This window comes from Candidatus Poriferisocius sp. (genome assembly GCF_965208355.1).
GTDB lineage: Bacteria > Actinomycetota > Acidimicrobiia > Acidimicrobiales > Bin134 > Poriferisocius.
The window spans coordinates 470,465-483,488 of sequence record NZ_CBDBOM010000003.1 but is presented as its reverse complement, the minus strand read 5'-3'; the positions used below and the strand labels follow the sequence as shown (position 1 = coordinate 483,488).

Below are 13,024 nucleotides of genomic sequence, written 5' to 3'. Positions count from 1 at the left end.
ATCGAGAACAGATCATTCGATGCTTGGACTGGGCTGGGATTCGGCTCAGCCCAGTTCAGCTAGGTCGACATCCTCACTGCCGGTGACGGTCAACTCACCGTCGATGAACTCGGCAATGATGTAGCGGCCAAACGTGGGGTCTCCCACCTCGTCTAGTTCCAGAGGGCCAGAGACACCCTCATAGTCGATGTCGGCACCGTCGGCGATCAGACCTGCACATTCGGCATAGTCGTAGCACTTCTGGCCGTCGCTGGTCACCGTTTGAACCTGGCCGATGATGGCTGGTCCGTCTGTGGATCCGGCGGCCAGCGAGGCCAGGGCCAATACCACCACGCAATCGTAGGCCTGGCCCCCGTAGGCCACGTCGCCACCGGTTCGCTCAATCAGGCGCTCGCTGAACTCATCGCCGCCTCCCGCCGTCAGGGCCACAAAACCATCGAGCACATTGGGATTGGTTGGGTCCACGGTGTCAGCCAGATTCCGGTCGTAAATGCCGTCGGTGCCATACATGACCTCGGGTGGGATGCCGGCTTCGAGCATTCCCCGGATGATCTGAGCACCCTCGGAAAACGTGACCAACACCACTGCATCGGCCCCCATGTCCTCGATCGCCGCCACCGTGGCGTCGTAGCTGGTGGCATCTTCGTCGTAGGCGATGATCTGGTAGGCCACTCCCAACTCGGTGAAGCTTGTGGCCAGCAGGCTCGACAGGGCGTTGCCCCAATCGTCGGCCCGGGCTGGGATGGCCACGTTGGTGGCCCCGTCGGCCGCCACAATGCCAGCCAAGATCGGCGACACCGCCTGGTCGGGCGGCACCGTCCGGAAGTAGAAGCCGGCGTTCGCCTGGGTAGAGAACGATGGCGAGGTGTTCGATGGAGAGCACTGGGGAATCTGAGCGTCGAAAAGGGTCTGGATGAACGACTGTGAAACTCCCGAAGCCGCCGCACCCACGATCACATGGGCCCCCTCACCCAGCAGCCGGTTGACTGCCTCCGGGGCGACGTCGGGGTCGGTCGCGGTATCGCCGGTCAAGAGCTGCACATTCCCGCCGGCTTCCACGATGTCTTCCATCGCCAAGCCGATGCCCTCGATCATCGGGGAGTTCAGAAAGGCCAGCGAACCGGTCTCGGGCATAACCTGCCCGATCACCAGCTCGACGTCGCCCGACGCCGGTGCGGCCGATGATCCTGCGTCGCCGCCGTCGTCGTTTCCGCATCCGGCGGCAATCAGCGCCGCGATGACAACTATCCAGATCCAGCGAGTCCTCGTCATGCCCGCGAGCCTTACACGCGGACCTAACAATTTCAGCTATTACTAGGCCAGTCGGTGGAGAACGGCCTTGATGGGAGCCACCATGCCGGCATAGAACGGGCCGAACTCGGCGTAGCGGGCCGACGCCTCGTCGTAGCGCATGGTGTACACCACCTCTTTGAGATCGTCGGGATGCTCGCAGAACAGGGTTACTCCCCACTCGTAGTCGTCGATGCCGGTGGAGCCGGTGATGAGCTGGAGTACCCGGCCAGAAAATGTGCGGCCGGTGGCCCCGTGCTCGTACATGAGCTCTCGGCGGCGCTCGAAGGGCAACTCGTACCAGTTCTGATCGGGGTTGCGGCGCTTGGACATGGGGTAGAAGCACCACGCTGGCTTGCCCTCGGGGGGGAGCTGGGGATACAGCCGAGCCTGCTTGGTCTCTTCCGGCAGCCCGGCAGCGTACTCCGACAGCTCGGTGAGCGATACGTACGAGTCCACGATGTCGAGTCCTGCTTGCCTGAGGGCTGTCTGAAAGTCCCGCAACTCCCAGAGATCAGCGTGCAAGGCCATGAACGCAATGTCGGCCTTGTGGCCGAGCACGGCCACCGTCACCACTTGGACCCCTGCGTGCTCGGCGTCTTTGACCGCCCGTTTGATGCCCCGCTCCAGTTGGGAATGGTCATCTACCGGGCCCAGCTTGCCGAACAAGTGGAGAACGCCAATTCCGACCGACGGCTGTACCGGTGCCGGAGACTCACTCATGGGCCGAGGGTTCGCTCATTGATCGATGGTGACATCTACCGTCTCGATCACTTCCAACTCGCCGTTGCGGACCTCGGCGAGCACATAGCGGCCCACGGTGGTATCGCCGACGTCGTCCATTTCCAATGGGCCAGACACGCCGTCATAGTCTATGTCGATTCCCTGGATCACCAACTCGGCGCACTCTCCGTAAGAGTGGCACTTCTGACCGCGGCGGGTGATCTCGGGCACCGCGGCGATGATCGTCGGGCCGTCTACTCCGCCCGCAGCGAGCGCGGCCAGCGCCAGGATCACCGCGCAGTCGTAGGCCTGCCCTCCGTAGATGGCGTTGCCCCCCGTCTCCTCGAACACCCGCTGGTTGAATTCCTCACTGCCTGACGGACTCTGCACCCTCAGCCCGTCGACAACCGTCGGGTCGGTGGGATTCACCCGCTCGGGCATACTGAAGTCGAACTGGCCGGCGGTGAGATGGATGGCCCAGCTGGGCACGCCCATCTCAATAAGCCGACGGGTGATGGCGATGCCCTCCTCGAATGCAATGAGACCGACGGCGTCCACCCCCATGTCCAAGATTTGGGCCACGGTGGCGTCGAAGCTAGGAGCTCCGGGGTCGAAGGTCACGGTCTGCGAGGTCACGCCCAACTCGGCAAGGTCGTCGGCCAACAGCTGGGCCAGCGAGGCGCCGTAATCGTCGGCCCGATTGGCGATAGCCACATTGGTAGCCCCACGGGACGCCATGCTGTTGGCCATCACCTGGGACTCGCCCACGGCGACGGTGACCGTGCGGAAATAGAAGTCGGCGTTGGCCTGGGTCGAGAACGACGGCGACGTGTTGGACGCGGCGCACTGCGGTACCTGGGCATCGGACAAGGTCTGGATGAACGACTGCGATACCCCCGATGCGCCGGCCCCGATTATCACATGGGCCCCCTCGCCCAGAAGGCGGTTCACCGTCTCAGGGGCGACGTCCGGGTCGGTGGCCGAGTCGCCGGCGAGCAGCTTTACGTTTCCCCCCTGGGCATTGATGTCGGCCACGGCCAGCTCCACGCCGGCAATCAGCGCGCCGCCGAGCGAAGCGGCCAATGAGCCGGTTTCAGGCAGCACTCGCCCGATCACCAGTTCCGGTGCGGCGGCCGGTGGCGGGGCCAACGGCGCAGCGGTCGGCTCGGCCGTCGAATCCGGGGCAGAGGGGGTAGCCGTGGCTCCGGGCTGGCTGTCGTCACCGCCGCCGCAAGAGGCAGCCAGCAGGATCGCGGCCATAGCGACGGTCGCGGCTCGACGCCATGGCCCAGTCATGGCGAAGTCAGTCGCCGAAGCCGTTCACCAGCACAGCGAAATGACGGCTGGTGGCGTCGTGGCGCTTGCCCACCACGGCTTGGTAGGCCTCGGATTCCCACACCTCGCGGGCCTTCTCCTTGGAGTCGAACTTGATCACCACCGTCTGATGGCCGGCGGTGTCGCCCTCGACCACCTCAGACTCAGTGTCGAACGCGACCAGCTCGGCACCGTCGCCGATGCCCAGGGCACCGGCCGCGCCCTGCATGTACTCCCCGTACAGCTCGGGGTTGTCCACCTGATAATTGACGATGATGTATGCAGCCATGACTCACTTCTAGCAGACCGGACCCGCCAATTGTCAGCCCCGGGCGAACAGGAAGGCGCCTCCCGGGTGGCCACCTCCGGTGCTAACCACCGCCACCTCGGCGCCTTCCACCTGCCGACCTCCGCCGTGGCCCCGCAGCTGGGTCACCGCCTCGTGAAGGAACCCGTAGCCGTGCAAGCGGCCAGCCGAGAGCTGGCCCCCGTGGGGGTTGAGGGGGATCTCTCCCTCCCGGGCGATACGGGTGCCGCCTTCCACGAACGCCGCCCCCTCGCCCTTGCCGCAAAAGCCCAGGCCCTCCAGCCACGACAGGGCATTGAAACTGAACCCGTCGTACAGCAGAGCCACGTCCACATCGGCGGGCTTCAAGTCGGTGCGGCTCCACAGGTGGGCCGCGGGACCGTCCACCATCGGCTCGTGCAACAGCGTCCCCTGGTCCCACGACATCCGCTCGCGCATCTGGGTGCCCACCGCCTCCACCAGTACGGGGCGGTGGGGGCCGTCGGCGGCGGCGTCCACCGCCGACACCACCAGCGCGGTAGAGCCGTCGCAGGGCACGTCGCAGTCGAACAGGCCGAACGGCGTGGTGATCATGCGGGCGTCCAGGTAGTCGTCGATGGTCATGGGCTCTTGGTAGATGGCCACCGGGTTGTGGGCCGCCCCGGCCCGCTCGGTCACCGGGATCCACCCCAGTTGCTCCCGGGTGGCGCCGTAGCGGTGGAAGTAGTGGCTGGCCATGAGGGCGATCCAGTTGCCCGCCGACATGGCCCCATAGGGCAGCCGCCACTCCATTTCCCCGGAAATGCGGGCTCCGCCGCCTACCCCGGTGTTCTGGCGGTTGCCCCAGGCGATTGACGTCGTTTCCCACACGGTGCGGAAGCACAGCACGTGGCGGCACAGTCCGGAGGCCACCGCCAGCATGGCGTTGACCACCGCCCCGCTCTGGCCGGGAGTTTCCATGGTGCCGCAGAACCAGCTGGGGGCGATGCTCAGGGCGTCGGCCACTGGATAGATGCCGCCCTCGGAGTGGCCGCCGTCTTTGGCTCCGCCCCCCGGATACGTGGACAGGCCGTCGATGTCGTCCAATGTGAGCCCAGCGTCGGCCACCGCCGCCCGGCAGGCGTCTACCGCCAGGCCCATGGGGTCGCGGCCCAGCCGCCTCCCCACCTGCGACAACCCGATCCCGGTGATGGCCACCTTCGACTCGAATTTGTCGGTCGCCGGCATGGGCCGCACCGGTGCCGGGGTTGGCTCGGGATACTCCTGCGCCTCGGCGATCGGCTCACCGGTGGGGGCGAACACCGGCAGCCACACGTCCTTGTGCTGCTCGAAGCGCACCGACACCGGCAGCCCGATGACCACGTCGTCGGGCTCGGCGTCCACGATGAGGGTGGTAAGGCGCACCAGGGGGTCTTCCTCGACGGCCACCAGCCCAATCGCGTAGGGCACCTCCATGTCGGGCAGCCATGGCTGGTAGTTGACGGTGACCCCTACCACTGTGGCCCGACCCGACACCTCCCTGATCTCGGGCGCCCCCCCGCACACCGAGCACACCACTCCGGGGGGATGGAGATAGCGGTCGCAGGCCCCGCAGTATTGGAAGCGCAGCACGCCGTCGGCCCCCGCCGTCCAGAAGAACTCGTTCTCGGGTGTGAGCTTAGGCAGGGGGCGCATGCCCAGGATTCTTATGCAGACGGGAAGTAGAAGTTGAGTTGGCCGTCGCGCACGAACCCGGCCAAGCACAAGCCGGCCGCCGCGGCCGTCTCCACCGCCAGCGCCGAGGGGGCGCTCACCGCCACCAACACCCCGAATCCCGCCGCCCATGCCTTCTGCACCATCTCGAACGACGCCCGGCCGCTTACGAAAAGCCCTTGGCCGCGGGCGGGCAGGTCGCCGTCGAGCAGCATTCGGCCCACTACCTTGTCCACCGCGTTGTGACGGCCGATGTCCTCACGCACCAGGGTGGGCTCTCCGTCGGACCCGAAGGCCGCCGCGGCATGGACCCCCCCGGTGGTGCCGAACAGGTCCTGAAAAGCCCTCACTCGCTCAGGCACCTTGGCCAGCACCTCGGCCGACGTGGGCGACTGGCTGGCGGGCAGCGGGCTCAGCCTCTCTCGCAGCGCCTCGATGCTCTCGGCCCCGCACAGCCCACACGCCGAGGTGGTCAATCCCAGGCGGGGAGTAGGCGGCGGTGCGCCGTCGGTTTCCACCGTGACCAGGTTGAACTCGGTGTCGACAGCCGGTTCGTTGGCGCAGTAGCGAATAGAGGTGACCGAGGCGTCGCCCAAGAGCCCCTCGGTGAAGCAGAAACCAGCAGCCAGCTCGAAGTCGTGTCCGGGAGTGCGCATGGTGGTGGTCACGGTCACGGCGTCGAGCTCGATGGTAAGCGGCTCCTCCACCACCAGATCGTCGGGGCGCCGGCGCTCCTCCGACCCGTCCCAATGCCGCACCAGCACCCGCTCGGAGCGCCCCCGGGTCATGACAGGCGGTACATCTCAGAGACCACGTGGTGCTGGAGGTCCAACCCCATAGCCGCCATAGCCACCGAGGAGTGCAGCACCTCGCCGTCCACCCACAGGCGCCGTTCGGTGGCGGTCACTGGCTTGGCCGAGTCGGTGCCCAGCACCGCAGTGGAAAACAGCTGGATGTCTCGTCCCGCCACGGTGCCTTCTAGCACCTCGGCAACACCCGAGGGCTGGGCCAGCACCAGTTCCACCCGCCCGTCGGGCTGGGGGCGCAGAAATCCGGCCTCAGAGTGCAGGGGCAGGCCGCTGCCCGCGTCCTTGGTCTTCTGCACATAGGCCACGAACGGCTTGCCCACGTGGGTGAAGGAGACCTCCTCGGCGTAGGAGAAGTCCTCGATTGTGGGATACACCCCCGTGCCCGCGCCCTGCCACGTTCCCAGCAGGAACGACAGCGGTGCACACGCCGGATGAAGATCGGCCATGGAACGACGTTACCGCCGTTGCCGGTGTTTTCGGGCTAGAAATCCATGTCGGGCATGCCGCCGGGCATGCCGCCACCCTCTTCTGGCTTGTCGGCCACAACGGCCTCGGTGGTCAAGAACAGCCCCGCGATGGAGCCAGCATTCTGGAGCGCCGAGCGGGTGACCTTGGCGGCATCGATGATTCCCGCAGTCAGCAGGTCTTCGTAGTCGCCGGTAGCCGCGTTCAGCCCGGAGTTGCCCTCCAGGTTGCGCACCCGCTCCACGACCACGCCGCCCTCGAGCCCCGCGTTCACCGCGATCTGGGCCAGCGGGCCTTCCAGTGCCTTGGACACGATGCGGGCGCCGGTGGCCTCGTCGTCGGCCGACAGGCCATCAGCAGCGGAGTCCACCGCCTGCTGGGCCCGCAGCAGGGTCACGCCCCCGCCAGCCACAACGCCCTCTTCGATGGCGGCCTTGGTGGTGCTCACGGCGTCTTCGATGCGGTGCTTCTTCTCCTTGAGCTCCACCTCGGTAGCGGCGCCCACCTTGAGCACAGCCACACCGCCCGACAGCTTGGCCAGGCGCTCTTGGAGCTTCTCCCGGTCATAGTCGGAATCGGTGTTGTCGATTTCGCCCTTGATCTGGGAGATGCGGCCCTCGACGTCGCTGCGGTCTCCGGCACCCTCCACGATGGTGGTCTCGTCCTTGGTGATGACGATCTTGCGGGCCCGGCCCAGCAAATCGAGCGTGGTGTTCTCCAGCTTGAGGCCCACCTCTTCGCTGATCACCTGGCCGGCGGTCAAGATGGCCATGTCCTGGAGCATGGCCTTGCGGCGGTCGCCGAAGCCCGGAGCCTTCACCGCGGTGGAGTTGAAGGTGCCCCTGATCTTGTTCACCACCAGGGTGGCCAGGGCCTCGCCCTCCACGTCCTCGGCGATGATCAGAAGCGGCTTGCCCGCCTGCATCACCTTCTCCAGCACGGGCACGATGTCGCGCACCGCAGTGATCTTCGAGCCCACGAACAGGATGTAGGGCTCGTCGAGCACGGCTTCCATCCGCTCGGCGTCGGTCACGAAGTAGGGGGAGATGTAGCCCTTGTCGAAGCGCATGCCCTCGGTGAAGTCCAACTCCAAGCCAAAGGTCTGCGATTCCTCCACGGTGACCACGCCGTCTTTGCCCACCTTGTCGATGGCCTCGGAGATCAGCTCGCCAATCTCGGGGTCGGCGGCGGAAATGGCGGCCACGTTGGCGATCTGGGCCTTGTCCGACGACACGTCCACCGACTGGGACTGAATGGCCCCTACCGCGGCCTCAACGCCCGACTCGATGCCCTTCTTGATGGACATGGGGTTGGCCCCGGCGGCCACGTTCCGCAGCCCCTCGCGCACCATCGACCAGGCCAGCACGGTGGCGGTGGTGGTACCGTCGCCCGCCACGTCGTCGGTTTTCTTGGCCACCTCTTTGACCAGCTCAGCGCCGATCTTCTCGTAGGGATCCTCCAGCTCGATCTCCTTGGCGATGGACACGCCGTCGTTGGTGATCGTGGGGGCGCCCCACTTCTTTTCCAGCACTACGTTGCGGCCCTTGGGGCCGAGCGTGACCCGCACGGCGTCGGCCAGCTGGTTCATTCCCGACTCCAGCGCGCGCCGGGCTTGCTCATCGAATGAGATGATCTTGGGCATCCTCGAATACTCCCTTTTGGACTATCGGCCCATACCCCATTGGCACGGTGCCGATTCTTGGCCTTCCGGCCTGTTAGCACTCTCAGTATGAGACTGCTAAAGGTTACCGAGGGGGGTGCGAAACGCCAAACTCTGAGTAGTGAGAAGTCAGCCGCCAGCCACGGCCGGAACGATGGCCACCGTCTGTCCGTCGGGCACCGACGTGGCCAAGCCGTCGGCGAACCGCACGTCGTCGTCGTCCACAAACACATTGACGTACCGGTGCAGGCCGCCCGACTCGTCGATCAGGCGGTCTTTGAAGCCGGGGTGGGTGGCGTCCAGCGAAACGATCACGTCGCGGACGGTGCTTCCCTCAACGGTGACCTCGCTGGCCCCGCCAGACAGAGGGCGAAGAGTGGTCGGTATCCGGACGGTCACGCTCATGGGCCATGATGCTATTCGGATGAAGCTCGGGAAACGACTCGTGAATCAAGGATTGGCCCGTACAGAGCTCGGGAAGCGAGCTGTGAATCGGAGGACAGCGTGAGCGGGCGGCGGAGATTCACCGCCGGGGAGTTCTCAGCCGACGACCTCGCGGCCCGCAAGGGCTCGAAAACGGTGTCGGTGTGTCTGCCGGCCCGCAACGAGGAGGCCACCGTGGGGACCATCGTGGAGGTGGTGCGTAACGAGCTCATGGACAAGGTGGGCTTGGTGGACGAGCTGATCGTGATGGACGACCACTCCACCGACCACACCGCCGCGGTGGCCAAAGACGCCGGGGCCAACGTGGTGGCCTGCGCCGATGTGCTCACCGATCTGGGCAATCAGCCCGGCAAGGGGGAGACGCTGTGGAAGTCGCTGTACGCCTCCACTGGCGACATCGTGGTGTGGTGCGACGCCGACGTGGCCAACTTCGGCCCCCATTTCATCTCCGGCCTTCTGGGACCGCTGTTGGTGGACGACGCCATCTCCTACTGCAAGGGCTTCTACCACCGCCCGGTGGGGGCCGACCAGCGAGGCGGGGGGCGCACCACCGAGCTGGTGGCCCGACCGCTCATCGCTCTGCTGTTCCCCGAGTTGGGCGACATCGTCCAGCCTCTGGCCGGGGAATACGCCGGGCGGCGCGAGGTGCTGGAGCGGGTGCCGTTCGTGCAGGGATACGGGGTGGAGATGGGCCTGCTCATCGACGTCTGGCGCCTGGCCGGCTACGAGGCCATCGCCCAGGTGGACCTGGGCACCCGCGTCCACCGCAATCGCCCGCTGCACGAGCTGTCGTCCCAGGCCACCGAGGTCATGCAGGTGGCCCTGCACCGGGCCGACCGCACCCTGGTGAACACCGCCATCACGCTGCGCCGCCCCGGCTTCGGCGACACCGAGATCACCATGCAGGAGCGCCCTCCCCTCGTCGAGGTCACCGGCTACTTCCGCCAAGCCCTCTGAGCCGCCTGCTGGTCCGCCCCCTGGCCGCGGCGACCAAGACAACGCCCGCCTAGGCCCCCAAGTAGTCCAGCACCACCCTGGTAACGAGTCCGGCCGTGTCGCCCATGGCCGCCTCGGTGCCGAACCGTTCGCTGAGGCTCACCAGCTCTCCAATGCCCGGCGCCGCAGTGCCGTCGGCCCGGCCCACCACCGCCAGCACCGGCACCCCGGCAGCAGCGGCCATCTCCGCCACCCCGCCCACCACCTTGCCCTCTAGCGAGGTGGCGTCGAGCGCGCCCTCTCCGGTAACCACCAGGTCGGCCTGCTCGATGCGCCCGTACAGGTCCACCTCCTCGGCCAGCAGCTCGAAGCCATTGCACAACTCGGCGCCCACGCACGCCAGACCGCCGGCCAGGCCTCCCGCCGCCCCCGAGCCCTCCAAGTCGCCCACCGCCACCCCGTAAGTCTCGGCGTACACCCCACAGAGCCGCTCCAGTCGCCGGCGCAGCAACTCCACCTGCGTCGCAGTGGCCCCCTTCTGGGGTCCGAACACCTCAGCGGCGTCCACAAACCGGGTCCGCACGTCGCAGGCCACGGCCATCTCCACCCCCCGGAGGCGCTGAGTGGGATACAGCGCCCTCAGCGCGCCCAAACCGCCGTCGGTGGTGGCCGAGCCCCCCACCCCCACCAGCACCCGCCGGGCACCCCGTTCTACCGCCGCGTCTATCAGCTCCCCGGTGCCGTAGGTGGTGGCTCCCAGCGGGTCATTGCCCTCGGCCCCGCCCACCAAGGCCAACCCCGACGCCCGGGCCATCTCGATCACTGCGGTGTGGCGGTGCAGGCGCCACGGAGCTTCCACCGGGTCGCCCAGGGGCCCGGTCACGATGCTCGACCGGTTGGCTCCACCCACCACTTCCAGCGTTCCCTCGCCGCCGTCGGCCATGGGGACAGCATCAGCGGAGGCCCCGGCCTGTGCTGCCGCTTGGGCTATGGCGTCGGCAACCTCAGCAGCCGTGGCCGTTCCCCGAAATTTGTCAGGGGCGGCAACGATATGCATGCAGCCGCAGCCTTTTGGCTGTCCGACTGTCAGCCGGGGCGCTGGGCCAGGCTGTCGGGTCCGATCAGGATGAGGATGAATGCGTTGCCCAGTGATTCGAGGGTGAGGCCTCCGGGGGGAGGATCGGGCATCGGCCACAGGGGCTTCTCAGACTCGCCCAGCAGCCGGGCAATGCACTGGGCGTCCACCTCGTACCCGGCCCGGTAGTAGAAGGCTGAGCCCGTCTGGGGACTGGCATTGTGCGGAGGCAGTGTCACGTAGTTGGCCGCATTCAACTCGCCCGAGAGCCGACCGGCTGCCCCGGACACGTCGGTCCCATTGGCCACGAGCACACCGATGGTGGACGGATCGCGGCACTCGAGCTCCTCGTCGGGAGCAGGAGCGGGAGGCTGGGTCACCACTGGGGCAGGCTCGGTGGTCTCCGATTCCCCGGTGTCATCGGGCGCCGGCGCAGGAGTGGCGGCCGGTTCGCCTTCCTCAGCCGGGATCTCCACCGGGTCGGGGATCTCCTCGGGCTCCATGGTGGCCTCAGCCGTGGGCTGGGTGGTGGTTACCGCCGTCGAATCCTTCTCGTCATCGAGGCCGCGGGCCAGCACAAAGGCCCCGGCTGCGATGAGGGCGAGAACCAGCACTACTCCTTTGAGCGCCATCTGGTTGTTGGGGGCTCGGTTTGACTCCATATTGCGTCTGGCTCCGGACTGTCAGCGCGACGGCTGCCGGCCAACCGAGGTCTGGCCGAACTTCGAACGCCTGCGGCGATCGCGCAGTCGCCGCAAACGCCGCACGACCATCGGGTCGTACTCCATGGCATCCGTCTGTTCCAATAATTCGTTCAGCAGCTGGTAATACCGGGTTGTGGAGAGCTCGAAGCGCTCGCGGATCGCCGCCTCCTTCGACCCGGTCTCCTGCCACCAAGTGCGCTCAAAATCCAAGATCGCCCGATCTCGTTTCGTGAGAGCCATTCCACAAGCGTTACCCACCACTAGGCGCTATTCAAGCACCCTCCCCAAACCGCGCCCCTTATGCTCTTTGTGGAGGGGCGGGAAACCTCTCAATAACCAAATTCAACGCCCGAGTAGCTCAGTCGGCAGAGCAGCTGTCTTGTAAACAGCAGGTCGCAGGTTCGATTCCTGTCTCGGGCTCCGTCTGAATCTCTCCAACGATGGGGACGGCTAACCTCGCAGAAGTCATCGGAGGGGAATCGCCATGTCGGACGAGCCAGCCTGGACTATCGGTATTGAGGAGGAGTATCTCCTTGTCGAGCCCGAGAGCGGGGAGCTGATCACCGAACAACCGTCCGGAATCCTGGAGAAGGTGGCCGATCTGCACCATGGACTCGTGGCCAGAGAGTTCTTCAGCTCGCAGCTCGAGATCGGCACCGGCATCTGCACTGATTTCAAGCACTTGCGGGCCGACATCGGACTCCTGCGCCTCGCCGTCACCGAGGCGGCCGCCGACTACGGCATTGCCCCCATCGCGGCCTCATCTCACCCGTTTGCCCGCTCGCATCTACAGCAGGTCACCGAAGGGGAGCGCTATCAAGCACTGGCCGACGACTTGCAAGGCGTGACCCGCGGGCTGGTCATCTCCGGCCTACACGTCCACGTCGGCATCGAGGATCCCGATCTGCGGATCGACCTGATGAACCAGATTTCCTACTTCCTGCCTCACCTGCTGGCCCTCTCCACATCTTCACCGTTCTGGGAGGGACGCGACACCGGCCTAAAGAGTTATCGGATGGCGGTGTTTCGGACGTTGCCCCGCACCGGACTGCCAGAGAAGTTCGACTCCTGGGCCGAGTACCGGCGCCACGTGGACATTTTGGTACAGGCCGGGGTCATCGAAGACTCCACCAAGGTGTGGTGGGACATCCGCCCGTCGGAGCGCTACCCCACCTTGGAGATGAGGATTACCGACCTGCCCACGAGAATGGAGGACACGGTTTGCGTTGCGGCCCTGTACGTCTGCCTGCTGCGGATGCTGTGGAGGCTCAAACTGGAGAACCGCCGGTGGCGCAGCTACGCCAACTTCCTCGTTTCGGAGAACCTTTGGAGGGCCGAGCGCTACGGGATCAGCGATCGCCTCATCGACTTCGGCAAAGGCGAGATGGTGCCGCTCCCCGACCTGGTGGAGGAAATGATCGAACTTGTCCGGCCCGACGCCGAGGCACTCGACTGCGTGGCGCAGGTTGAGCACGCCCGCACCATCTGCCAGCGCGGCACATCGGCCGACCGCCAACTGGCCGTTTACCGCGAGGCACTAGATGAAGGCGCCACCGACGATGAAGCCCTTAATGCCGTCGTTCAAGCCCTGATCGCCGACACCCTGGCCCCACCCCAGACCTAGCG

At 66.3% G+C, this 13,024-nt stretch carries 14 protein-coding genes and 1 tRNA gene; 3 read left to right on the top strand and 12 right to left on the bottom strand.

From position 1 onward, the window contains the following. Positions 1 to 45: 45 nt before the first annotated feature. From ACOGXH_RS03490 to ACOGXH_RS03450, 9 genes are all read right to left on the bottom strand, one after another. Entirely contained in the window at positions 46 to 1,272 is a 1,227-nt protein-coding gene (locus tag ACOGXH_RS03490) for an ABC transporter substrate-binding protein (RefSeq protein WP_419927728.1), read from the bottom strand. A 42-nt stretch (positions 1,273 to 1,314) separates the two neighbouring features. Then, a complete protein-coding gene (locus tag ACOGXH_RS03485) occupies positions 1,315 to 2,013 on the bottom strand; it encodes a chlorite dismutase family protein (protein ID WP_419927727.1) in 699 nt (232 codons plus the stop codon). A 15-nt stretch (positions 2,014 to 2,028) separates the two neighbouring features. Continuing rightward, positions 2,029 to 3,309 carry an ABC transporter substrate-binding protein gene (locus ACOGXH_RS03480; RefSeq protein WP_419927726.1) on the bottom strand — a complete coding sequence of 427 codons (1,281 nt, stop codon included), beginning with the start codon at positions 3,307 to 3,309 and terminating at the stop codon, positions 2,029 to 2,031. Between the two features lie 7 nt (positions 3,310 to 3,316). Then, positions 3,317 to 3,616 carry a DUF1330 domain-containing protein gene (locus tag ACOGXH_RS03475; protein WP_419927725.1) on the bottom strand — a complete coding sequence of 100 codons (300 nt, stop codon included), beginning with the start codon at positions 3,614 to 3,616 and terminating at the stop codon, positions 3,317 to 3,319. Between the two features lie 33 nt (positions 3,617 to 3,649). Further along, positions 3,650 to 5,287 (bottom strand): thiolase C-terminal domain-containing protein, encoded by a 1,638-nt coding sequence (locus ACOGXH_RS03470; protein WP_419927724.1) that lies wholly within the window; start codon positions 5,285 to 5,287, stop codon positions 3,650 to 3,652. Positions 5,288 to 5,298: 11 nt separating this feature from the next. After that, on the bottom strand, positions 5,299 to 6,093 hold the full coding sequence (gene fdhD / locus ACOGXH_RS03465; RefSeq protein ID WP_419927723.1) for a formate dehydrogenase accessory sulfurtransferase FdhD: 795 nt from the start codon (positions 6,091 to 6,093) through the stop codon (positions 5,299 to 5,301). Beyond that, entirely contained in the window at positions 6,090 to 6,560 is a 471-nt protein-coding gene (locus ACOGXH_RS03460; protein WP_419927722.1) for an FABP family protein, read from the bottom strand. Before ACOGXH_RS03460 ends, fdhD begins: the two co-directional genes overlap by 4 nt. Before the next feature lie 35 nt (positions 6,561 to 6,595). Then, positions 6,596 to 8,221, bottom strand: coding sequence for a chaperonin GroEL (gene groL / locus ACOGXH_RS03455; RefSeq protein WP_419927721.1), 1,626 nt, complete (start codon positions 8,219 to 8,221; stop codon positions 6,596 to 6,598). Between the two features lie 147 nt (positions 8,222 to 8,368). After that, positions 8,369 to 8,644: a ubiquitin-like small modifier protein 1 gene (locus tag ACOGXH_RS03450; RefSeq protein ID WP_419927720.1), complete on the bottom strand. Its 276-nt coding sequence runs from the start codon at positions 8,642 to 8,644 to the stop codon at positions 8,369 to 8,371. A gap of 99 nt (positions 8,645 to 8,743) precedes the next feature. Between ACOGXH_RS03450 and ACOGXH_RS03445 the strand changes: the two genes are divergently transcribed. After that, positions 8,744 to 9,640: a glucosyl-3-phosphoglycerate synthase gene (locus ACOGXH_RS03445; protein WP_419927719.1), complete on the top strand. Its 897-nt coding sequence runs from the start codon at positions 8,744 to 8,746 to the stop codon at positions 9,638 to 9,640. 49 nt (positions 9,641 to 9,689) lie between these two features. Here ACOGXH_RS03445 and ACOGXH_RS03440 read toward each other — a convergent pair whose 3' ends face one another. From ACOGXH_RS03440 to ACOGXH_RS03430, 3 genes are read right to left on the bottom strand one after another with little or no spacing between them, the layout of a single operon-like run. Further along, positions 9,690 to 10,676 (bottom strand): glycerate kinase, encoded by a 987-nt coding sequence (locus tag ACOGXH_RS03440; protein ID WP_419927718.1) that lies wholly within the window; start codon positions 10,674 to 10,676, stop codon positions 9,690 to 9,692. 29 nt (positions 10,677 to 10,705) lie between these two features. Next, positions 10,706 to 11,356, bottom strand: coding sequence for a LytR C-terminal domain-containing protein (locus ACOGXH_RS03435; protein ID WP_419927717.1), 651 nt, complete (start codon positions 11,354 to 11,356; stop codon positions 10,706 to 10,708). Positions 11,357 to 11,377: 21 nt separating this feature from the next. Then, positions 11,378 to 11,638, bottom strand: a complete 261-nt coding sequence (locus tag ACOGXH_RS03430) for a DUF3263 domain-containing protein (protein ID WP_419927716.1) — start codon at positions 11,636 to 11,638, stop codon at positions 11,378 to 11,380. 107 nt (positions 11,639 to 11,745) lie between these two features. Here ACOGXH_RS03430 and ACOGXH_RS03425 point away from each other — a divergent pair. Next, positions 11,746 to 11,818, top strand: a tRNA-Thr gene (locus ACOGXH_RS03425). A 64-nt stretch (positions 11,819 to 11,882) separates the two neighbouring features. Continuing rightward, positions 11,883 to 13,022, top strand: coding sequence for a carboxylate-amine ligase (locus ACOGXH_RS03420; protein ID WP_419927715.1), 1,140 nt, complete (start codon positions 11,883 to 11,885; stop codon positions 13,020 to 13,022). Positions 13,023 to 13,024 lie beyond the last annotated feature (2 nt).